The sequence below is a fragment of the Herbaspirillum sp. GCM10030257 genome, from assembly GCF_042666555.1.
In the GTDB taxonomy this organism is placed as follows: Bacteria; Pseudomonadota; Gammaproteobacteria; order Burkholderiales; family Burkholderiaceae_D; genus Noviherbaspirillum.
The window spans coordinates 13,832-36,068 of sequence record NZ_JBHTDH010000023.1 but is presented as its reverse complement, the minus strand read 5'-3'; the positions used below and the strand labels follow the sequence as shown (position 1 = coordinate 36,068).

Below are 22,237 nucleotides of genomic sequence, written 5' to 3'. Positions count from 1 at the left end.
GTCGATCCCAAAGTTTGGCTTGAACATCGGGAAAGGACGGATCTATCGCGGTTTTCCGAATACCTGCGTCCAGTAAATACCGGCATCGCTGGTTTGACTGATGGCAAACGCCGCGCCCATCTCGGAAAAATCGGGGTCCATGATGTTGGCGCAGTGGCCGGGACTGGCCAGCCAGCCCTTCATTGCTTCTTGTGGTGAGCCCTGACCGGCAGCGATGTTCTCTCCGATGCGTTGCCACCGATATCCCGCTCGCCGTGACCGTTCGGCGGCGGTGACGCCTTCTTTATCCTGGTGCTGGAAGTAATTTTGTTTTGCCATATCACTGCTATGCATCAAAGCCGCCTTCGCCAGTGTGTCGTTCCAAGCAAGCGGGCGTGCGGCGGGATACCGCTTGTCGCCGCAAACACGCGGTTTTGATCTCACCGCATTTACCAGATCGAGGACTTTTCTTCCAGCCTGCGCACTGGTGCCCATCGTTTCTGACAGCAAAGGTCGTGCAAGGATAATGCGCCATGTACCGGCCTCGTGCGACACGCCGATCAGCGTGTATTCAGGTCTTACCAGGGCTTCACAATATTTGTTCTTGATGGCGTTCATGGCTGCGTCAGCGTTTTGCGGACCGGACACCATAATGGCTTCGGCGCGCGCCATTCTGATACCAGCCTGTCTCAATGCATGATCCAGTTGATTGCCGCGTGATAAATTGAGTTGTGCGAGAGAGGGAAGTGATGTCAACGCATCGGCGTGTAGGGCCGGTCGCCCTTCACATGCTGGTGACGAAGCGCGATAGCGATTAATCAAGTTCTCCAGCTTGCTGGTTTCTTGCGGATTGGCGAAGGCACTGGATGGGCCAAGAGCGGCAACTAGCAGCAACGCCAACGAAGGAGCATATGGCAGGGTGATGCTGGTACTGGTTTTCATGTTCCCGTCTTCCTCTGTTCGTTGGGCCGCCCCAATATGCATAGCCTGTTGTGTTGGCAATCGTTGTGACAACCGTGCGAGGCCTTATGTTTCCTTCAGCAATTCGGCACCGATCTTCGAGCGGCGCTTTTTCAGCAACGCGAGGAAGGTTTCCGAAGCTACCGGCAGCGGACGGTCACGCAGGCGAACCACGTAAATGGTTCGGACAATCTCTGGATCCTTCAGGGGCCGTACTACAAGATGCGGGAGTGAAAACTGGAATAGTGCAAGGTAAGGGATAATACTGATTCCGACATTATTGGCGACCAGAGAAGCGACCGAGGCCAGATGGGCGACTTCCATGATGCCGTTGATTCTTGCCGGATGCAGAGCAGCGTCCAGCAGTTGTCGCACGCTGCTGTTGTGCGTCAGATGAATGAAGGGTTGCTGCTGCAGGTCTGAAGCCGACACCACCTTTTTGCTGGCAAGCGGATGGCTGTCATGCATCACGACATAAAAGGTATCGGTGCATAGTGGCTCAGCTTCCAGGCCCGCCATTTCGACGCCGGCCGCACACAATGCAAAGTCAGCACGGCCTCGCCGTACCAGTTCGAGACACTCGTCGGAGAGTGTGTCTGTGAGTTCCGTTGTCACCCCGGGATAGAGCTCACGGAATTCCTTGAGGACGACAGGCAGCCATCCGGCGGCGAGCGAGGGAAGCGCGGCAACGGCGACCCGGCCTTTACGCTTATCGACCAGATCCTTTAGCTCGCTGTGTACCAGTGTCAGCTCGGTCAGCAGACGCTTGGCCGATTCCGCGAAGACCCCACCCTCTGCCGTCAATTCGACACGCCGCGTACTTCGCGCAAACAGTTTGACGCCCAGTTCTGCTTCCAGCCCCTGTATCAACGCGCTGAATGCGGATTGCGACAGGAAGCATTGTTCGGCGGCACGCGTAAAGTTCTTCTGTTCCACCAAGGCGATAAAGGCGCGCAGGTCACGTGCCGAAATATTCATGATTAGCTTTCCGCATCATTGCTGTCGTGAATTTTATCCTGCATTTCAGATAAATCAATTGAAATTATCCGTAAATCGGATGAAATCGCTTGCCTATAATTGCTTTATCAGAAACGACATCGTGTGCCCGCCCTATGAACAATCTGCTGATTGGATCCGCCGCAGGATTTTCCGGCGATCGCACCGACGCCGCGCAAGCTGTTGTTGAGACATTGATACGGCGTGGCAAACCTGCCGCGCTTATTTTCGAAACGCTTGCCGAAAGGACACTCGCCCTTGCCCAGCTTGCACGGCGCGATAATCCGGCAATGGGTTATGAGCCCCTGCTTGCCGAACTGCTGACGCCGGTGCTGGCAAAATGCCTGGCGCACAAGATCGCGATCATCAGCAATTTCGGTGCTGCCAACCCAGTGGGCGCCGCGCGAAGAATTCAGCAGATTGCCGCAGAACAGGGGCTTCCCAGACCACGGATTGCAGTCGTGACCGGTGATGAAATCGCCGACGAAAAAGGAAAGGAACTCCTGCGTGGGCAGCTAGGCGACCACTTTGATCAGGATCGCTTTGTCTGCGCCAACGCCTACATCGGCGCCACTGCCATTGCGGACGCGCTGCGTGCAGGCGCTGACATTGTCGTCTGTGGTCGCGTTGCGGATCCTTCGCTGACACTTGGACCGGCCCTGGCCCACTTCAACTGGGCACTTGATGACTGGAACCGCCTGGCGCGGGGGACAATGGCGGGGCATCTGCTCGAATGCGGTGCCCAGGTGACGGGCGGATATTTCGCCGACCCCGGTTTCAAGGATGTGCCCGATATCGCGCATGTCGGCTATCCGATTGTCGAGATCGATGGCGACGGCAACATCGAGGTCAGCAAGTCAGAACCTACAGGTGGCATTGTCGATACGCGCACGGTCAAGGAACAATTGCTTTACGAATTGCACGACCCTGCCGCATACCTGACTCCTGATGTGGTTGCCGATATATCGAATGCGGAAGTGCATCAGGCTGGCGAGAACCGCGTGCGTGTCACTGGCGTAACCGGACATGCGCGACCGGAGCAACTCAAGGTGAATATCTTTTATGAAGGCGGATGGCTGGCTGAAGGCGAGATCTCTTATGCGGGTCCGCGTGCCGGCGCACGTGCGCGGCTGGCAATGCAGATACTGAAGGAGCGCCTGCCGCAATTGAAAATACGCTTCGACCTGATCGGTGTTGTCAGCGTGTTCGGCGACGACGACGGCATGCTTCTGCGGAAAACGCCCAGCGCCGGAATTGCTGACGCCGAAGACGTCAGGCTGCGTGCGGCCTGCACACATGAAAACAAGACAATTGCCACCAGTCTGCTGCGAGAGGTGAACGCTTTGTATACCTGCGGCCCGGCGGGTGGAGGGGGAATACGCACAGCCTTGCGTGCACGCCTGAACGCGACATCCTGCCTGGTGCCACGCGAGGTGGTCACGGAAACCTACCATTTCGTGGAATAGCGAGATTCCCATGACCCTACCTGTTCAAACTCCGCTTTATACGCTGGCGCATGCACGCACCGGTGACAAGGGTGATCGCTCCAATATCAGTGTCATCGCCTACCACGAGCAATTGTTTCCGCTGCTTGCAGATCAGCTGACGGAAGAGCTGGTCGCCCAACTGTTTGCGAGCCGCCGGCCACGCGCAGTACATCGCTACCTGCTGCCTCGACTAGGTGCAATGAACTTCGTCCTTGATGGCGTGCTGGACGGCGGCGTCAACGACTCGCTCAACCTTGACTCGCATGGCAAATCGCTTGCCTTTGTTCTGCTGCAGGCAGTCATCGATGTGCCTGGGCAATGGCAGGATTTGATTCTCCGTCCGGCCAACGGCACGACTATTACCGTATAAATCGACGATGTAAATACCAATCCAATTCAAAAGGAGACACCGCATGAAACTGTTCACCCTGCCAACCATCGTCTTGTCCGCCGTCTGCCTGCTGGTATCGACGGGCGCCGCCGCCGAGTATCCTGAAAAGCCGATCCGCTTTGTCGTGCCGTTCGCCTCGGGCACTGCGACCGACCAGATTGCACGCGCCATGGGGCAGGCGATTACTGCCGAAACCAAGCAGCAAGTCATTGTCGAAAACAAGCCGGGCGCCAATGGCTTTCTCGGCGCAAGTGAAGCGGCCAAAGCCGCTCCCGATGGCTATACGGTTTTTATCACTACAAACACCACCCACGCTGCCGCAGAACATCTGTACAAAAAGCTGCCCTATGATCCGGTCAAGGATTTTGCACCCATTACCGGCCTCGGCAAGGGTGGTCAGATCATGGTCGTCAACAATCAGTCGCCCATTATGAACGTCAAGGAGTTCATCGCGGCCGCAAAGAAAAATCCCGGAAAACTCAGCTTCGGCAGCGGCAGTTCCTCCAGCCGTATTGCCGGCGAAATGCTGCAACAGTTGGCCGGGATACAGATCCTGCACGTCCCTTATAAGAGCAATACTTTCGCAGTCACCGATCTGCTCGGTAGCCAGATCGACATGATGATCACCGACACGGCGACTGGTCTGCCACATATCAAGAGCGGCAAGCTGCGTGCGCTCGGTGTGTCCACCAAGAAGCGCTCAGCCCTCGCACCCGACGTCCCGACCATAGAAGAGGCCGGCGTGCCGGGCTACGACATGGGGTACTGGTTCGCAGCCTATGCGCCGGCAAAGACGCCGCCAGCCATTGTCAACAAGCTCAATGAATTCTTCGCCAAGGCAGCGAAGAGCCCTACAGCCAATACCTTCTATACCAATGCTGGCGTTGACCCGTTCATTACCACACCAGATGAGCTTGCGAAGTTCCAGACTTCGGAATCGAAGAAGTGGGAAGAAATTGTGAAAAAGGCTGGAATCGAAAAGGAATAATTGTTCACGTGAAGGTTTCCAGGAAGACGAATGCGGGGTAACGTAACGTGCCCCGCAGACGCTTGGCAAACCAAACCAAGCTTTTTATCCCAACTATTTTTTATACACCGCTAAGCTGAATCCAGCGGCGTGTCATCAGGGTGGCAACAACAGCAAGGCCGGTAGCCAGGCCGAGCCAGATGCCGACTCCGCCGAGGCCTGCTGCAAAAGCCAGTACGCCGCCAAGAGGCAAGCCAATGCCCCAGTAGCCAAGCGCAGCAAGCAGCATCGGCACACGCGTATCGTGAATGCCTCTCAACATGCCGGCGCCCACCGCCTGCGCGCCATCCACAAGCTGGAATAACGCCGCTAGACCCAGGAATACCATAGCCGTCCTGACGACATCAGCATTCGCTGGAAGATCGATATCAAGAAATGGGCTAATCATTATCTTAGGTGCAAGCAGCATGAACAAAGCCGTGATTCCCATGAAGCCAACCCCAAGAATATACGCGCTCCAGCCGGCACGCCTAGCTGCGGCGTAGTCTGCCGCACCGTGCGCGCGTCCGACCCTTATCGTTGCAACCTGTCCGAAGCCTAGCGGTACCATGAAGCCCAGCGATGCAATCTGCATGGCGATCGCATGCGCGGCAAGCGGTGTAGGACCAAACTGGCCCATCATCATTACCGCGGCATAAAAGATTGAGCTCTCGAATGCGAACGTCGCCCCAATCGGCAAACCGAGCCGCCAAAAATACAGCAGTTGGTCCCAATGAACTTGCCAGAGTTTGCTGAACAGGTGATAACGGCGGAAACGCGGATGAAAACTGATTACCAGCGCAAGTCCTGCAAACATCAGTATGCTTGAACAGGTGCTCGCGATGCCTGCACCCTGCAAGCCCATGGCAGGAAATCCCAGTTTGCCAAAAATCAGGCACCACCCGATCAGCGCGTTGAAAGCAATGGCAATGCCGGCAATTAAGAGCGTCCACAGCGGGCTCTCTTGCGCGTTCAAAAACGAACGCAACACGACATATGCGAGGTAGGGAAGAAGCGCCCATTGAAGTCCGTGCATGAATTGCATGGAACGCGCCGCAGTTTCGGCTGACTGTCCCATCAGGACAAACAATACGTCGGCGTGCCAAAGCAATATCCATACAGGAATACAGATCAGCAGTGCTGACCATAGGCCGTGGCGCACGGTTGCCCTTATTTGCTTGATCGCATAGCGGCGGCCACCGAGATAAGTGGCGATGATCGGAACCGCCGCGGACATCACCCCAAGGCTGAAGATCATCAGTGTGTGATATAGGCTGGCAGACAATGCGGCAGCGGCGAGTTCGGCAGCCCCTAGGCGCCCGATCAATGCCAGGTCGGTGGCGGTTAATGCGGTCTGGGCGAGGTTGGTCAGGATAAGTGGCCAGCCAAGAAAAAGAGTTGCGCGGATGTCCGATACCCAGGCTGATGTTTCAACTGAAAGGAGGCGCCTCGTGCTTGTGCTTGCGTTTGTCATAAAAGATTTCTACTGATACTCTTGATCGCGGCTATGGCGCTATGCACCATGAATTGTCTAAATATCCAGTTCGGTACCGTGCAAAGCTACAAGGTTCGCAGCATAATCGTGGCTGCAATATGCCGCAAATCTTACGACCGGTATAGGGTTCTGCTTATATACCGTAGCGGCAATAGCTATTGACATTGCACTACGTGCCCATGTATAAATTGAAGCTGTAAGTGGGTAGAAGCGGTCGATTGAACAACCCGCGGTGCAACGCCGCAACAGTTCAGTTGGAGATTGCTCACTGGCGGAGTACTCGTCAGTGGGATTCAATGAAAGACCGACCCTCCTGACAGTCCTCCAGAAAGCAGAACGCAAGTCCCGCAAAGACCTGCGCCTCCCTAACCTGAAGCACTGCGAGGAGAAACCCTCATGATTATCGACACCAGCTGTTATCCGACCAATCTTGTCGACCTGGCATGGCGCCACGACGGCGAGCCATTTACAGGGGAGCGGCTCATCCAGATGATGGACGGACCGTTCACGATTAACGGCAAGCCACGCCGCATCGACAAGGCATTCATCCAGCCCCCGCAAGGCAACACAATTTATACCTACACTGACGGTGAAAAGTCAGGCAGCGAGTCTATCGACGCCTACATGGCTTACACCGTTGAGATGGTCAAGAAATATCCTGACCGTTTCATCGGCTGCTTCGTGTACAACCCCCGTTGCGGTGTACAGAACGGCGTAAACGCCATCGAGCACTACGTAAAGAATCTCGGATTCAAGATGGTACAGTTCCAGGCAAATATGCATGCATATCGGCCGGACCGTGCGCTCGACTGGCTGCGGCCGGCATTGCAGAAGTGTGCCGAGCTCGGCGTACTGGTCAAGCTGCACACTGGCGATGGCCCGTACAGCATTCCGACAGAGTGGGTCCCGATGATCAAGGAGTTCCCAACCGTCAACTTCATCATGGCTCACTTCGGCGTGCAGACTGGCGGCGTATATTGCTTCGAACCGTTCCAGCTCGCGATGGATTTGCCGAACGTCTATTGCGAATCGGGCTGGTGCCTGCAATCGCGTATCGTCGAATTTGCCAAGGTCCTGCCGACGCACAAAATTCTCTTCGGTTCCGACACGCCGCCAAACGAACCTGGCATGTGGCTGCGCCTGCTCGAAGTGCTTTGCATGGAGCCGCCGCAGGGACTCAATCTTGACGAAGATACGCTGGAAGACTACCTCGGCAACAACGTCGCCCGCATGATTGGCCTTGAGCCAACACCGGTGCCGCGTAGTCTCGACGAGGCAAAAGCCCGTCTGGCAAAGGCTGCCTGAGACCAGCGCGCTCACGCGATTCCTTTCTGAATTCGGAGAAATTTAATGATTATCGATACACACCTGCACCCGACCAACCTCGTAGACGAGGCATGGCGTCACACTGGCACCCCATTTACCGGCGAACGTATGCTCAAGATCATGGACGGTCCATACATGATCAATGGCAAGCCGCGCCGTATCGACATGGGCTTCATCCAGCCTCCACCAGGTAACACCGGCTACCGTGACGGCAACCGCCGCGGACGTGAAGGCATTCGTGACTACATGTCCTACATCGCCGAACTTTGCCAAAAATACCCGGACCGTTTCATCGGCAATTTCACCTTCAATCCACGTTGGGGTCCGGAAGAGGGCGCGCTCGAACTCGAACATCATGTCAAGGAATATGGCTTCAAGATGCTGAAGCTGCACGCCAACATGCACGGCTATCGTCCGGACCGAGCATTGGACTGGCTGCGTCCTGCGATGAAGATGTGCGCGAAGTACAACGTGGTCGTGCTGATCCACACCGGTGACGGCCCGTATACCATTCCCACGATGTTCTATCCGATCATCCGCGAGTTCCCGATGGTCAACTTCATTATCGGGCACTTCGGCATCCAGACCGGCGGCAATTATTCGTTTGAAGCATTCTGGATGGCGATGGACACACCGAACGTCTATTGCGAATCAGGATGGTGCTTCCAGTCGCGTATCGTCGAGTTTGCAAAGCAGCTGCCACGCAACAAGATCGTGTTCGGCACGGATACCCCGCCGAATGAGCCCGGCATGTGGTTGCGCGAGCTCGAAATGCTGTGTGGTCCCGCTCCTCAGGGCATGGACCTCGATGAAGATGGTCTGGAAGACTATATGGGCAACAATATCGCACGTCTCATCGGTCTCAAGACCACGCCGCCGCCGCGCGACGCGGAGGATGCAAAAGCCCGTTTGACCGACACTTACGCCGGCGTCAAGTAAGTTAGGTAACTGTGCTGTGGGCGGCACGCGGATGAACTATGCGTGCCGTCGAGCCGATTTAAAGAGAAAACAAAATGACTCTGTCAACTTCTCCAGGCCAACAGGATTTTCATGAATTCCTGCAGCATTACCGGGACCGGTATTCCGACGACGTACTTACCATTAAGGAAGAAGTAAGTACTGATCAAGACGCTACCGCCATCGTCTGGGAACTTGCATCGCAAGGACGGCACCCCCTCCTGGTATTTGAGAACGTCAAGGATCTCGGTGCCCAGCTGGTCACCAATATCTTTGCGTCGCGCGAAAGAATTGGCCGCATGCTGGGCGTCGATGCGGCAGGTATTCACCAAGAGTATCAGGCACGCAGCCGCAGGATGATGCCGCCACGCCTGGTCGAGAACGGCCCCATCCTTGATACCGTCGAACAGCGACAAATCGATCTGACGACGCTGCCGATCATCAAGCATTTCGCAACAGACCGTTGCCCATACATCACCAATTCCATTCTGGTGGCGGAACATCCTGATACCGGTGTCGGCAACGTCAGTTACCATCGTTCGATGCTGCATTCAAAATCGGAGATCGCAACCAGCCTGCATTCGCGCGGTCATTTGTGGCGCTTGCTGCAGATCGCAAAGGAGCGTGGAAAACCGTTACCGGTCGCGATGGTTATCGGTGCGCATCCGTTGTTCATGCTCGCAGGCGCGGCGCGTCTTCCCTTTGGCGTTGACGAGAGAGATGTCGCGGGCGGCCTGTTCGGTGCTCCGCTGGATGTGATTCGGACACCCAAGTATGGCATTGCCGTACCGGCCTATGCCGAGATCGTGCTGGAAGGCGTGATCGATCCGGACGCGAAGGTGGAAGAGGGGCCGTTCGGAGAATTTACTGGCTACTCGTCGGATCGTTCGACAAATAATCTCTTCCGCGTCGAATCCGTTCTACGGCGGCGTAACGCAGTTCTGGTGGACGTAGTAGGTGGAAATTCTGCCGAGCACCTCAATCTCGGCCGGGTGCCGCGCGAGTCCGAGATGGTTGAAAAGCTGAAGGAACGCTTCCCCGGGGTTACAGCCGTCCATTATCCCAGTTCGGGTACACATTTCCACGCCTACGTCGCATTGAAGCAGATGCGCGCTGGTGAGGCTCGCCAGGTGATGCTGGGCCTGCTTGGCTGGGACCCTTACCTGAAGACGGTTATCGCAGTCGATTCAGACGTCGATATTACCCGTGACGAAGAAGTGCTGTGGGCGGTAGCGACTCATCTGCAACCGCATCTTGATGTCGTCATCGTAGACGGACTGCCGGGCAGCGCGCTGGACCCTTCTGCTTCGGGCGCCGGAACGACTTCACGAATGGGACTGGACGCCACACGCGGGCCGAATTTCGATGGCATACGTGCACAGATTGGTCCGGAAAAGATGCAGCGGGCGATGCAAATACTGTCACGCATGAAGATGTGATTTAGTTTGCTGGACAATGAATGAGCCGCGGTGTCGATAACTTGACACCGCGTTCGAAGACAAGGACATCCTGGCAATGACGCACTATCGTCAATTGTCACGATGTCCTTTTGTACGACATCGATCAATTTCCCAAACGAGGCACATTGGTTTGCAAAGCAAGGCCTAGCAGCCTGCACGGATTACAAGTATTACAGATTGCGGATGTTGTTTTGAATCTCCGGGATTTGCTGCAGTAGCGCAGGATCCGTTATGGTATGAGGACCACGTTTACACGTGGTATTTGCTTTCTACCGATGTAGCAATCGACGCGCTATTGAGCAGTCAGGAAGTAAATGATTGAGGCGCGTATTGATACTTTCGACCCCACCCTACGCCGGGCGCCCCTAGCCCTCCCCCTGCCCGGGGGAGGGAACACGGCCCCTTCCCCCTGGCAGGGGGAAGGTTGGGATGGGGGTTGAGTGCGTCAAGTATCTACTTAATTTTCAATAAGCGGATGGAATCGAACGGACTGCCAAAACACGGCGTAACGATCCGTTCAAATCAGGTTTGAATCTAGAGCGCGAGTGCCCTCTATAGAAATGCCGTGCACGCCGTGTGCGTCTGGATCTTGTTGGACCGTGCGGCCTTAAATGTCTCGCCTGAAACGCTGCACCGCTGCCCAGTCGACATCCGGAACGGCTTGCATACCGCCATTCACCATTGCTTCATAGCGGCGCGCTTTGACTGCATAGATGGCCTCAACCAGGAAACTGGCATCGTAGGCGGTAAGCAAATGCGACTGATGGGTTTGCAGATAGATCCGAACGCGTTCTTTTTCACATGAATGGCGACGGAGTTCATGATACGTTTTATCGTCCCAGTGCCATCTCAGACCTAATTCGTCGAAAGCGGCATTGAAAGCACTGAGGTGCAGTCTTTCCGTGGTATCGCCAACATGTTGGTCGATTATCCCGTTCGACATTGCATTACTCCTGTGTCGTAAATATGGCTCTCCAAAGACATTGGAGAGCGGTGAGGTATTGGTGGAATTGGCAGTAGCGTAGACCGCAGGTCTGTCCTGTAGCCGGACGCGTATCGTTATCCCTTTAGGGAACGACCATACACGTCCGGCATCGCGAGGCAGCTATGCTTTGGCGCCCGGTACAAACCTAGGCGGTGTGATTTTGCTCTTTCAACTCTGCCAGAGCATTCAGGACCTGTTCCGGCTTGATCGGGTAATGCCGGAAACGCACGCCAATTGCGTCGTACACCGCATTGGCGATAGCCGGGCCGATAGCGACGATAGGGTCTTCGCCGACGCCTTTCGCGCCAAAAGGGCCACCCGGGTCCGGTGCGGTTTCAAGAATCACGGTCTTGATCGGCGGCATGTCCATTGCCAGCGGCATCTTGTAATCGACGAAGTTGGCGTTGAGCGAGCGGCCGGTGCGCATATCGATCTGGTAATCCTCGTACAGCGTATGCCCGATGCCTTGTTGAATACCGCCTTCGATCTGGCCGGCGGCGGCAACAGGATGGATTACCTTACCGATTTCATGAACCGGGATGACCTGTTCGACCGTAATGTAACCGGTCTCCGTATCGACACGAACTTCAACAAAATGTGCGGCGAACGAGTAGGACTTCGTCGGATGATAAGTCGCGGTGCCGACCAGCTGTGCTGCGGGAATACCCATCTTCGGCATCACGGCTTCTCGCACGGTCATGCCTCGGCCAGGGCGCTCGCGCACGGTGATTTCGCCGTCGGCCACCAGGAGGTCTTCTATCCTGGCGTCGAGCTGCTCGGCCGCACGCTTCAGCATCTGCTTCTTCACTTCGGCCGCAGCCATTTGCGCGGCCCGGCCACCCATATAGGTGGTGTGGCTCGCGAATGCGCCGATGTCCCAGGGAACCACATCGGTGTCACCATGGACTACCGACACGTCCTCGAATTTCAAACCGATTTCTTCTGCAACGATTTGCGCCAGGGCCGTATGTGCGCCGGTGCCCAGTCCCGCGGTACCGGTCAATAGTACAGCGGTACCGTCTTCATTCATCTTGACGATAGCGTTGCCTTGCTCCTTGATGCCTGGGTAAGCGCTGCTACCGTGCATTTCGCAGCCGATACCCCAGCCGTAACGGATCGGACCTTCTGCCTTGCGCGGCTGACGGCGCAGATTACGCCAATCGGTCAACTCCATGCCTTTCTTTATGCAGGCTTCCAGCCCGTGGCCGATCAGGGGATGATTGGATGGTGCGATGTCGCCTTCGCGCACCGCGTTCTGCAATTTGAGCTCCGCCGGATCCATCCCGAGCTTCACTGCCGCCTCATCCATCTGGATGTCGAGCGCATAATAGGTTTGCACGACGCCATAGCCGCGGAATGCGCCGGCGATTGGGCTGTTGGTGTACACGCAACGGCCTTCCAGGTGCACGTTCTCACAGCGATATAAGGAAACCAATGCCGACGTGCCGACGTTGGTGACGCCCGGGCCATGGGAACCATATGCCCCAGAGTTGAATACCACACGTGCCTGGCGCGCGGTGATCGTGCCGTCTTTTCTGAAGCCCTGCTTAAGCCAGATTTTTGCCGGATGCCGGGTGCGCCCGCCGAGGAAAGTCTCCTCGCGCGTGAACTCCATCCTGACCGGACGCTTGGTTTCTTTCGCCAGCAGCGCGCATAAGAACTCGTGCTGGAACAAATCCTGTTTCGCGCCAAAGCCGCCACCCATATGGTCGACCAGTACACGGACCTTGTGCAAAGGCAGCCCGAGCACTTCCGCCATGATGCCACGCACCATGAAGGCTGTCTGGGTCGAAATCCATACTGTCAAGTTGCCATTGCCATCCCATTGGCAGGTGCAGACATTCGGTTCCATGTAAGCAGGTGTCGGACGGCCGCCCTCATACTCGCCTTCGAGAATGAAATCAGCTTCAGCAAACCCCTTTTCCACATTGCCCCGCGTGAAAATGGCGGGCGGCAGCACGAGATTGCCGCCGGGTTCGCGGTCATGGATCAGTGGTGCATCCGGACGCTGTGCCTCTTCTACCGTAAATACGGCCGGAAGCTCTTCATATTCGACCTCGATTAGGCCAATGGCCTTCTCAGCGATCTCTTCGCTGACCGCGGCGACAACCGCAACGCCTTCACCCCAGTAACGTACCTTGTTGTCGAGTATGTACTGATCGCAGGTAACCGAAGCAGAGCGTGGGTGAGGAGAACCGGCGTGCAGCACACGGGGAACGTTTTCGTGGGTCAGCACTGCCTTGACACCGGGCAGCGCGCGTGCCTTGCTGACGTCGATGCGTTTAATCTTCGCATGGGCAACGTTACACCGCTTGGTTTTCCCGAACAACAGGCCGGGCATGTGCATGTCGGCCACATATTTGGCATCGCCCGTGACTTTTGCCAACAGGTCGGTGCGCTTGACGCTAGTGCCGATAATCGAATGTGTCATCGTGTTTCCCCCTGTGTGGTTTCATTCATCTGGCCGGCGGTGCGGTCGATCGCTTCGATGATCTTTGTATAGCCGGTGCAACGGCAGATATTGCCGGCAATGGCGAAGCGGATTTCGTCCGTGGTCGGGGCCGGATTTTCGTCCAGCAGTGCTTTTGCCATGACGATGAATCCAGGAGTACAAAAGCCGCATTGTGCAGCGCCGCATTTCATGAAGTTGTCTTGCAGCGGATGCACTTCGTCGCAGGAGCGCTGGATACCCTCGATGGTGGTGATCTTGCAGCCGTTCACTTCGCCGGCCAGAACCAGGCAGGAATTCACCGGCTTGCCGTCGAGGATGACGGTACATGAGCCGCATTCACCGACATCGCAGCCTTTCTTGGTGCCGGTTAAACCTGCGTCGTTACGCAAGGTATCGAGCAGCGTCCGATTCGGTTCGATCGCGAGTTCCCGCTGCTCGTCATTCAAGGTGAGGGAGATAATCTGTTTCATTGTGCTTCCTTCATTGCCTGTTCAATGGCTCTCTTTGTTAGGACGCTGACCATTTGCCGCCGGTAGGCATCACTGCCGCGCACGTCGCTGATCGGCCGCGCTTCTTCTTTGGCGGCAAATGCAGCGGCGGCGATTGCTTCCTGGTCGATGCGCTTGTTGCGCAGCATTTGTTCGGCACGTTTGGCCCGGATCGGCGTTGGCGCCACCGCGGCCAGCACAATGCGGACTTCGCTGCAGGTATCGCCGTCCATCGTCAGGCTGACGGCCACGCCGACGGTGGCCAGCTCCATCGCGATACGGCGTCCGTGCTTGATATAGACCTTGCCGGTATGCGGTAAGGGTGGCGGTATCATGATGTGCGTAACGATCTCGTCAGATCCGAGCACGGTTTTGCCGGGACCGGTGAAAAAGTCCTCCATCCGTTCAATGCGACGACCTTTCGGGCCGTAGACCTGCAGTGTCGCGCCATCCGCAATCAGTGGCGGCAACGTGTCCGCAGATGGGGAAGCGCGGCACACGTTGCCGACCACCGTTGCACGATTACGGACCTGGATGGAGGCGAAGTCAGTCGTGGCGCGCGCAAGACTTGCATAATGCTTTTGTACAATCGGCGACGTTTCTACGGCACGTGTGGTGGTCAGCGCGCCAATCCGCAGCCCGTTTTCCGGATCGAAGTGCAGATCGTCCATGCCGGGGATTTTCTTGATGTTGATAACTTGATCGGGGTGCCGCATATGTTCCTTGATCTGCACAAGGAGGTCGGTGCCACCGGCGATCAAGCTTGCCTTGCCGTTGCTGCTCTGCAGCAGCGACACTGCATCAGATAGCGTTACAGGTTCAAAGTACTGAAAGTCTTTCATCTCTATTCCTTAAGTGATCGTGGTAGCCACGACGACGCGTGCTTTGCCGGCATTCATATTTGCAGATGCTGACTAGCCGCCGGTCAACGTGATAATCTCTGTTTGAAAGCAATCGGTAAATAGGTGCAATCCTATTTATTAATCGTGTTACCCTATGAATTGCGCCAATTGGATGCCTGCCAATTGCACTTAGGCCGTGATCTTGCCCGCTATGACGGGAGTGCCGAAACCAACTAAACCTTTGGTGATCCCGGAGTTTTTTGCTTCATGAAAAATCTCGCCAACATGAACGTTTCCTTGCGCCAACTGCGAGCGTTTATTGCAGTCGCAGCGGAAGGGCACTTCACCCGTGCCGCCGACAAGCTGAATTTGTCGCAGTCATCCGTCAGCGCTCTAGTACATGAACTTGAAGCGAACCTTGGCCTCCGCCTGTTCGATCGTCACACGCGTTTATTACAAATCACGCAAGCCGGCGCCGAACTATTGCCGCTGGTAAAAAAGGCGGTCGCAGACATCGATAGCGTTATTGAAAATTCAAGCGAGCTGAGAACGCTCGGACGGGGTCGCGTATCGATTGCCGCGTCGTCGGTCCAGGCAGCACTGATGCTGCCGCGATTTATCCGGCAGTTTTGTATCGAATACCCCGGGGTCAAAGTGGAGTTGCACGACGTTGCGGAGCATGAAGTTCCACAAATGGTGCGCTTGGGCGAAGTCGATTTCGGCATAGGAACGGAGGCTGACAGCAAGCTGGACCTCGGGGCGCATTTGTTGTCTTCCGATGCGTTTGTCGTCATCATGCGTTCGGATCATCCACTTGTACGCAAGCGTGAATTGCGGTGGCAGGATCTTGCCGATATGCCCTTGATCGGCCCGCGGCATGGCAACCCGATCCGCGAGCGCCTCGACAGTGCCTTGCTGATGGAAGGAATAACGCTCTCGCGCCTGCATGAAGTGTATTTGCCACTGACCATGGTTGGCATGGTGGAGGCCGGTCTTGGAATTGCCGTGATGAGTACGGCGGTGAGCAGGCTCGCAGCCGGGCTTGGGCTGGTGGTTAAAACCGTGACCAATCCTGTCATCCGACGCGAAGTGTCCTTGCTGTTTCATGCAGGGCGCTCGCTTTCTCCACCGGCACAGCATTTTCGTGATCTGTTGATCCGCAACAAACAAGAGCTTGCCGAGCAGTGAGAGCTAGTGGCATCTAGGCTATGCCGGCATCTGTATATCATGTATACGATCAGTTAAAGTCACTCATCGGATAATACGATTGATAAATTGGTCTTTGCGTATTTACCCGTAATAGATCAGCTGGCATTCTCAAGGTGCACATAGCCGATGCGAGCGTATTTCACCGTATAGCTCCCCCAGTCGGTCTGGGGAACCATAGGAGACAGCATGTCCAGTACTGAAAAAGTCCACCCGGTCGACGAAGTTCTTCCCGTATCGAAACTTACTGCACTTGGCTTGCAGCATGTGTTAGTCATGTACGCTGGCGCCATTGCGGTACCGATGATTATCGGCGGCGCACTCAAGCTGCCCAAAGACCAGATTGCGCTCCTTATCGCCGCTGACTTGTTTTGCTGCGGTTTGGTCACGTTGATACAAAGTGTCGGCATCTGGAATATCGGTATTCGCCTGCCCATGATGATGGGAGTAACGTTCACTGCTATTGCACCGATCATCGCTACCGGGTCCAATCCTGCACTTGGCATGCAGGCAGTGTTCGGTGCTGTGATGGTGGCCGGCATTTTTACCTATCTGGCGTCCCCCTACGTCAGCCGCCTCGTAAAATGGTTTCCGCCCGTTGTTACTGGCACAGTTGTCCTGGTGATCGGTATATCGTTGATGCGGGTCGGCATTAATTGGGCGGCCGGTGGAAATCCGACCATCTCAGGCCCATCAGGCCCGATGCCAAATCCGAACTATGGTTTGCCAGTCAATCTGGCGATCTCTGGAATGGTCTTGCTGACTGTCTTGCTCCTGGTCGCTTTCGCCAAGGGTTTCATCGCCAATCTTTCTGTTCTGCTCGGCATTATGGTCGGCTTCCTGATTGCGCTTTCACTCGGCAAGGTCAACTTTGATGGCGTCGCTTCGGCGAGCTGGTTTTATCCTATCCTGCCTTTTCAATTTGGCCTGCCTACATTTGATGTGATGTCGAGCATTACGCTGTGTATCGTCATGATGGTTATCATGGTCGAAGGCGTTGGCCAGTTTCTCGCTGTTGGCGAAGTTGTCGGCAAACCGATTACACGCACCGATATCGCCCGTGGGCTGCGCGCCGATGGCGTCGGCGCTATCCTGGGCTCCATATTCAACACGTTCACCTACACGTCGTATGCGCAGAACATTGGACTGGTTCAGGTAACGGGCGTACGCAGCCGGTGGGTGTGTGCTGCCGCTGGCGGTATCCTCGTCGTTCTGGGATGCTTGCCGAAGCTTGCCTATTTTGCTGCTTCCATTCCCCAATATGTGCTCGGAGGCGCTGCCCTCGTGATGTTTGGCATGGTCGCCGCCACCGGTATCAAGATATTGATGCATGTCGATTTCACCAGGAACAATAAGAATCTGTACATCGTCGCAGTCAGTCTTGCACTGGGAATGATACCGCTGGTGGCCGACAAGTTCTTTGTACAGTTGCCCGAGCTGCTGGCAAAGTTCTGCCAGAACGGCATTCTGCTTGGCACGCTTACTGCACTGCTGTTGAACATCCTGTTTAACGGAGCCGGCAAAGAAAACGAAGTGGCATTCGCAATTGCAGAAGAACCGACTGCAACTGCGTCCTGATTGACAGTAAGACCTCGACCGAGAAATGCATGATGAAATGGTTTTACGACTTGAAAATCGCGGCGAAGCTGGTCGTCGCGGTTGCCGCAGTGTTGTGCCTGACCGTTTTGCTTGGTGCTTTTGCCATCTACAAAATGGGCAGCATCAACCAGGCGTCCGGCGAACAAGTTAACAAGTGGCTGCCTGGCGTAAAAACCATTCTTGTCTTGCGTGGCAATCTCGGCGAGTTCCGCCGCTGGGAGTTGTCGCATCTGATCAATACGACAGAGCCAACGATGGCGTTTGCCGAAAAGCGCCTTGCTGATCTTTCCAAAGCATTGAAACGCGATCGCGACATTTACGCAGGGTTGATATCCTCGCCGGAGGAACGAGCGTTGTATGCGGAGCTGACAACGATGTTCGACCAGTTCATGGTAGAACATCAAAAGTTCCTGGTGTTATCACGCCAGAATGCCAAAGAGGAGGCCAAAACATTCATTGTTGGAGAATCTTCCCGACTACTGGGCGAGATGTCCTCGCGTATCAACAAGCTTGTTGATATCAATGCCGAAGGCGGAAACCTTGCATATCAGCAAGCGCAGGAAACCTACGCGACATCACGGATCTGGATGCTGTGTCTGATCGGTGCCAGCGTGGTGCTCGGTATTCTGCTTGCATTATGGATTGCGTACATCATATCCAGGCCGTTGAATTTCGCTGTCGCTACAGCTAAACGGGTTGCCAGTGGTGACCTGACGGCAACCATCGAGGTCAGGTCAAATGATGAGACCGGCCAGCTAATACGAGCGTTAAAGGATATGAACGACAGTCTGGTGCGCATGGTGGGCGATGTACGTGCATCGACCAATACCATCGTGACCGCCTCGGAAGAGATAGCATCAGGGAACTTTGATTTGTCGTCCAGAAGTGAACAGCAGGCCAGTTCGCTCCAGCAAACGGCGTCGTCGATGGAGCAGCTCACCGTAACCGTGAAACAGAATGCCGACAATGCGACACAGGCAAGTGAGCTGGCCGTTACGGCATCGGACGTCGCGGGACGAGGCGGCGAAGTCGTATCGCAAGTAATTGAAACAATGGCGTCGATAAACGATTCATCCAAAAAGATCGTCGACATCATCAGCGTAATCGATGGCATCGCGTTTCAGACTAATATTCTTGCACTGAACGCAGCGGTGGAAGCAGCCCGTGCCGGCGAGCAGGGAAGGGGATTTGCCGTGGTGGCGTCTGAAGTGCGTAGCCTGGCGCAAAGGAGTGCCGGAGCGGCCAAGGAGATCAAGACATTGATCGATGATTCAGTCAGTAAAACCGCGGCAGGCAGCAGGCTGGTCGAACAGGCCGGCAAGACGATGGATGAGGTCGTGGACAGCGTGCTACGTGTGACTCACATCATTGGCGAAATTACGACCGCAAGCCGCGAACAGCGAACCGGGATCGAGCAGATAAATCAGGCGGTCGCGCAGATCGATCAGGCGACACAGCAAAACGCGGCATTGGTCGAGCAGGCATCGGCGGCCACCGAGGCGATGCAGGAGGAGGCAGGCAAGCTGATGGGCGTCGTCAAGGTATTCAAGCTGGACGATATCGGACTGATGCAGGCATCAGGCTCATCGCGTGCACTGGTCACGCAATAACGACGAAGGCGCCTGGTGGTCGCAGCAGCAGGCTTTTTTTCTCCCGCGCACTGACACATGCCGACATGTCCACCTATATGAACAAGATTATTCCAATCATGGACCTGCGTCTGCTCAACGCCGTTGCAGCGGCAGAGCAGCGGCCGGTAGTAGCGGACACCGGCAATACGCCAGCCGCCGGCCGACTACACGCGATAACCGACAAGCTTGATCGCCCGCTGCATGACCTGCGCATCTCCGTGATAGACCGCTGCAATTTCCGCTGCGTGTATTGCATGCCCAAAGAGGTGTTCGACAATCGCTATGCCTACCTGCCTCAAGACGCCTTACTCTCCTTCGAAGAAATAGTGCGGATTGCAAAACTGTTCATTGCCCAGGGCGTTCGCAAGATCCGTCTCACCGGCGGAGAACCGTTATTGCGAAAGGATATTGAGCGTCTGGTTGCCATGCTCAGCACACTTCGGACTGCCGACGGTACGCCTGTGGAACTGACACTGACCACCAATGGATCGCTTCTTGCGAAAAAAGCGCGTGCGCTAAAAGAAGCCGGACTGACACGCCTTACCGTTTCTCTCGACGCACTGGATGACGCGCTGTTCCGGAAAATGAATGATGTCGACTTTGCCGTGGCCGATGTTCTGCATGGCCTGGATGTCGCACATCAGGTTGGTTTCACGAATACCAAAGTTAACATGGTCGTCAAAGGTGGCACCAACGACAGCCAGATTGTGCCGATGGCCCGTTATTTCAAAGACTCTCCCTTTACACTACGATTTATAGAGTACATGGATGTCGGATCGTCCAATGGGTGGAAGCTGGATGAGGTCATTCCGTCTGCAGAAGTCATACGGCGTATTGATGCCGCGTTTCCCCTCCGTGAGATGGTGCCCAATTATAGAGGCGAGACAGCTGGTCGGTGGAGCTACGTGGATGGTGGCGGCGAAGTTGGCGTAATCTCCAGCGTGACGCAGGCATTCTGTCAAACCTGTACGCGAGCACGCTTGTCGACAGATGGAAAGTTGTATACGTGCTTGTTTGGCACGCAGGGATATGACTTAAGGGCATTACTGCGGAACGGTGACACAGATGAAGTCTTGTTGACGGCGATTGCACAGCGCTGGCAGCAACGCAGCGACCGATATTCGGAACTGCGGACCGCCATGACGCCAGTGCTCGCAGCGTCACGCAAGGTAGAGATGTCTTACATCGGCGGCTAAGCGCAACAACTAACCCAAACCATTGCAATGCGTCAGGCGGTGGCTTGTAAAGTAACCACCTGAGCGCATCAGGCGCCTGGGAACATCAGTCGAAGGGAGTAAAGGCTTTTATTCCCTGATCATATCGATGTCGCGCTCAGCGAACGCTGGCGACGCTTTCAATCCTTGCCATCGGGTTACCAGTCCGGTGTGCTTGACGTCGAACAAATCAAGTGCGCGACCCACCGTATGATTAACGATATCATCGACCGTCTCAGGATGATTGTAGAACGCGGGCATGGGCGGCAGCACGATTGCGCCAAGCTCGGTAACCGCAGTCATGTTACGCAGATGCGCCAGGTTAAACGGCGTTTCCCGTGCCAGCATCACCAGTCGACGCCGCTCTTTTAACATCACATCGGCAGCACGCGTCACCAGATTGTCGGCCATGCCATGTGCAACTGCAGCCAGAGTGCGCATTGAGCAAGGGGCGATGACCATTCCATCACACTGGAACGAGCCACTTGCGATCGATGCACCAATATCGCGTACATTGTGTACGACGTCGGCAAGCTTCTCGATATCAGGGCGACGCATGCCGAGTTCATGCGCCGCAGTCAATGCACCGGACGACGAGAACACCAGGTGGCTTTCCCAGTCATCGAGCGTTGACAGCACCTGCAGGATGCGCACGCCGTACACGGCGCCACTGGCACCGGTTATGGCAACCACCAAACGTTTTTTGCTTGCTTGCATGATGCTCTCAGCTTTCACATGATGAATTAGTCGGCGCCAGCTGCCAAGCGCGCTTAGCATTCTCAATGCGTGCAGCATCAAGCAAGGGCACACCGTTTTTTACGGCAGTCATTTCGGCAAGGATGGAGATGGCGATTTCCGACGGTGTCTTGCTGCCGATATACATGCCGATCGGGCCATGCAGTTTAGCCAACTGCTCCTCGGTGACGTCAAACTGAAGGAGGCGCTCGCGACGTTTTGCGTTGTTCAAGCGAGATCCGATGGCACCGACATAAAAGGCATCGGAACGCAATGCCTCCATTAACGCCAGATCGTCCAGCTTCGGGTCATGTGTCAACGCAATCACCGCACTACGGCTTTCAAGTTGCATCTCCAGTACAAGGTCGTCCGGCATCGCATGAACCACTTCGACGCCATCTACATGCCATCCTTCGCGGTATTCTTCACGGGGATCACAGACTGTGACATGGTAGTCCATGCCGACTGCAATCTGCGCCAGAAAGCGTGACAGCTGGCCTGCGCCTATGATCAGTAGCCGCCAGCGAGGACCAAAGACGCTAGTCAACGTGGTGTCGGAAAGCTGCAGGCTCATTCCACTGGAAGCTTGCCCTAATGTCACCTTGCCGGTTTGCAAATCCAGCTCGCGAGCTACCAGTCGATGTTGGGAAAGTTGCTGCAGAAGCTCAGCAATGGCACTTTTTTGCGAGAGCGGTTCAATCGCAAGCTGGATGGTGCCGCCACAGGGTAATCCAAAGCGATGCGCTTCGTCCGCAGTAATGCCATAGGTGACGATCTCCGGCCACTCGCGGGTGATACCGTTCTTGCGCACGCGATCGATCAGGTCATCCTCGATGCAGCCACCGGATACCGATCCCACTACTGTTCCATCTTCGCAGATCGCCAGCATGGCACCTTCCGGGCGGGGACTCGACCCCCATGTCTTGATCACCGTGACGAGCTCGCATCGGCGGCCACGGGAAATCCATTGTTCGCAGGATTTCAGAACCTCAAGATCAATGCTATCCATATTTGCTCCGGCGCGAGAG

19 protein-coding genes are annotated in these 22,237 nt (G+C 55.6%); 10 read left to right on the top strand and 9 right to left on the bottom strand.

Translation table 11 applies throughout. The annotated features are described in order from the left end of the window. Window positions 1-42 precede the first annotated feature (42 nt). Together ACFQUU_RS23405 and ACFQUU_RS23400 are read right to left on the bottom strand one after the other, a co-directional pair. A complete protein-coding gene (locus ACFQUU_RS23405; RefSeq protein ID WP_382250532.1) occupies window positions 43-921 on the bottom strand; it encodes a CAP domain-containing protein in 879 nt (292 codons plus the stop codon). A gap of 84 nt (window positions 922-1,005) precedes the next feature. After that, on the bottom strand, window positions 1,006-1,917 hold the full coding sequence (locus tag ACFQUU_RS23400) for a LysR family transcriptional regulator (protein WP_382250531.1): 912 nt from the start codon (window positions 1,915-1,917) through the stop codon (window positions 1,006-1,008). A gap of 134 nt (window positions 1,918-2,051) precedes the next feature. Between ACFQUU_RS23400 and ACFQUU_RS23395 the strand changes: the two genes are divergently transcribed. The 3 genes from ACFQUU_RS23395 to ACFQUU_RS23385 are packed head-to-tail and all read left to right on the top strand — an operon-like array spanning window position 2,052 to window position 4,801. Further along, on the top strand, window positions 2,052-3,401 hold the full coding sequence (locus tag ACFQUU_RS23395) for an acyclic terpene utilization AtuA family protein (protein WP_382250530.1): 1,350 nt from the start codon (window positions 2,052-2,054) through the stop codon (window positions 3,399-3,401). Window positions 3,402-3,411: 10 nt separating this feature from the next. Continuing rightward, window positions 3,412-3,792, top strand: coding sequence for a hypothetical protein (locus ACFQUU_RS23390; RefSeq protein ID WP_382250529.1), 381 nt, complete (start codon window positions 3,412-3,414; stop codon window positions 3,790-3,792). Window positions 3,793-3,835: 43 nt separating this feature from the next. Continuing rightward, on the top strand, window positions 3,836-4,801 hold the full coding sequence (locus ACFQUU_RS23385) for a Bug family tripartite tricarboxylate transporter substrate binding protein (protein WP_382250528.1): 966 nt from the start codon (window positions 3,836-3,838) through the stop codon (window positions 4,799-4,801). Between the two features lie 100 nt (window positions 4,802-4,901). Here the strand turns inward: ACFQUU_RS23385 and ACFQUU_RS23380 are convergent, their stop codons facing one another. Beyond that, window positions 4,902-6,293, bottom strand: a complete 1,392-nt coding sequence (locus tag ACFQUU_RS23380) for an MATE family efflux transporter (protein ID WP_382250527.1) — start codon at window positions 6,291-6,293, stop codon at window positions 4,902-4,904. 417 nt (window positions 6,294-6,710) lie between these two features. Between ACFQUU_RS23380 and ACFQUU_RS23375 the strand changes: the two genes are divergently transcribed. The 3 genes from ACFQUU_RS23375 (at window position 6,711) to ACFQUU_RS23365 (ending at window position 10,036) form a co-directional block, all read left to right on the top strand. Further along, window positions 6,711-7,619 (top strand): amidohydrolase family protein, encoded by a 909-nt coding sequence (locus ACFQUU_RS23375; protein WP_382250526.1) that lies wholly within the window; start codon window positions 6,711-6,713, stop codon window positions 7,617-7,619. A 45-nt stretch (window positions 7,620-7,664) separates the two neighbouring features. Next, window positions 7,665-8,579 carry an amidohydrolase family protein gene (locus ACFQUU_RS23370; RefSeq protein ID WP_382250525.1) on the top strand — a complete coding sequence of 305 codons (915 nt, stop codon included), beginning with the start codon at window positions 7,665-7,667 and terminating at the stop codon, window positions 8,577-8,579. 74 nt (window positions 8,580-8,653) lie between these two features. Continuing rightward, a complete protein-coding gene (locus ACFQUU_RS23365) occupies window positions 8,654-10,036 on the top strand; it encodes a UbiD family decarboxylase (RefSeq protein WP_382250524.1) in 1,383 nt (460 codons plus the stop codon). Between the two features lie 628 nt (window positions 10,037-10,664). On the opposite strand, the gene ACFQUU_RS23360 is transcribed toward ACFQUU_RS23365, so the two are convergent. The 4 genes from ACFQUU_RS23360 to ACFQUU_RS23345 all read right to left on the bottom strand — a co-directional run bounded on the left by ACFQUU_RS23360 (window position 10,665) and on the right by ACFQUU_RS23345 (window position 14,824). Continuing rightward, window positions 10,665-11,000 (bottom strand): hypothetical protein, encoded by a 336-nt coding sequence (locus ACFQUU_RS23360; protein ID WP_382250523.1) that lies wholly within the window; start codon window positions 10,998-11,000, stop codon window positions 10,665-10,667. A 187-nt stretch (window positions 11,001-11,187) separates the two neighbouring features. Further along, a complete protein-coding gene (locus tag ACFQUU_RS23355; RefSeq protein WP_382250522.1) occupies window positions 11,188-13,473 on the bottom strand; it encodes a xanthine dehydrogenase family protein molybdopterin-binding subunit in 2,286 nt (761 codons plus the stop codon). Continuing rightward, complete coding sequence (locus tag ACFQUU_RS23350) at window positions 13,470-13,964, bottom strand: (2Fe-2S)-binding protein (RefSeq protein ID WP_382250521.1); 495 nt, start codon at window positions 13,962-13,964, stop codon at window positions 13,470-13,472. Before ACFQUU_RS23350 ends, ACFQUU_RS23355 begins: the two co-directional genes overlap by 4 nt. Beyond that, entirely contained in the window at window positions 13,961-14,824 is an 864-nt protein-coding gene (locus tag ACFQUU_RS23345; protein WP_382250520.1) for an FAD binding domain-containing protein, read from the bottom strand. Before ACFQUU_RS23345 ends, ACFQUU_RS23350 begins: the two co-directional genes overlap by 4 nt. A 267-nt stretch (window positions 14,825-15,091) precedes the next feature. Here ACFQUU_RS23345 and ACFQUU_RS23340 point away from each other — a divergent pair, with 267 nt between their 5' ends. From ACFQUU_RS23340 to moaA, 4 genes are all read left to right on the top strand, one after another. Continuing rightward, window positions 15,092-16,012, top strand: coding sequence for a LysR family transcriptional regulator (locus tag ACFQUU_RS23340; RefSeq protein WP_382250519.1), 921 nt, complete (start codon window positions 15,092-15,094; stop codon window positions 16,010-16,012). 207 nt (window positions 16,013-16,219) lie between these two features. After that, window positions 16,220-17,608, top strand: coding sequence for a nucleobase:cation symporter-2 family protein (locus tag ACFQUU_RS23335; protein ID WP_382250518.1), 1,389 nt, complete (start codon window positions 16,220-16,222; stop codon window positions 17,606-17,608). Between the two features lie 29 nt (window positions 17,609-17,637). Beyond that, entirely contained in the window at window positions 17,638-19,239 is a 1,602-nt protein-coding gene (locus tag ACFQUU_RS23330; protein WP_382250517.1) for a methyl-accepting chemotaxis protein, read from the top strand. 65 nt (window positions 19,240-19,304) lie between these two features. Beyond that, window positions 19,305-20,456, top strand: coding sequence for a GTP 3',8-cyclase MoaA (gene moaA / locus ACFQUU_RS23325; RefSeq protein ID WP_382250516.1), 1,152 nt, complete (start codon window positions 19,305-19,307; stop codon window positions 20,454-20,456). 108 nt (window positions 20,457-20,564) lie between these two features. Here moaA and ACFQUU_RS23320 read toward each other — a convergent pair whose 3' ends face one another. Next, window positions 20,565-21,191: a UbiX family flavin prenyltransferase gene (locus ACFQUU_RS23320; RefSeq protein ID WP_382250515.1), complete on the bottom strand. Its 627-nt coding sequence runs from the start codon at window positions 21,189-21,191 to the stop codon at window positions 20,565-20,567. 7 nt (window positions 21,192-21,198) lie between these two features. Further along, entirely contained in the window at window positions 21,199-22,218 is a 1,020-nt protein-coding gene (locus ACFQUU_RS23315) for an XdhC family protein (RefSeq protein ID WP_382250514.1), read from the bottom strand. Window positions 22,219-22,237: the final 19 nt, after the last annotated feature.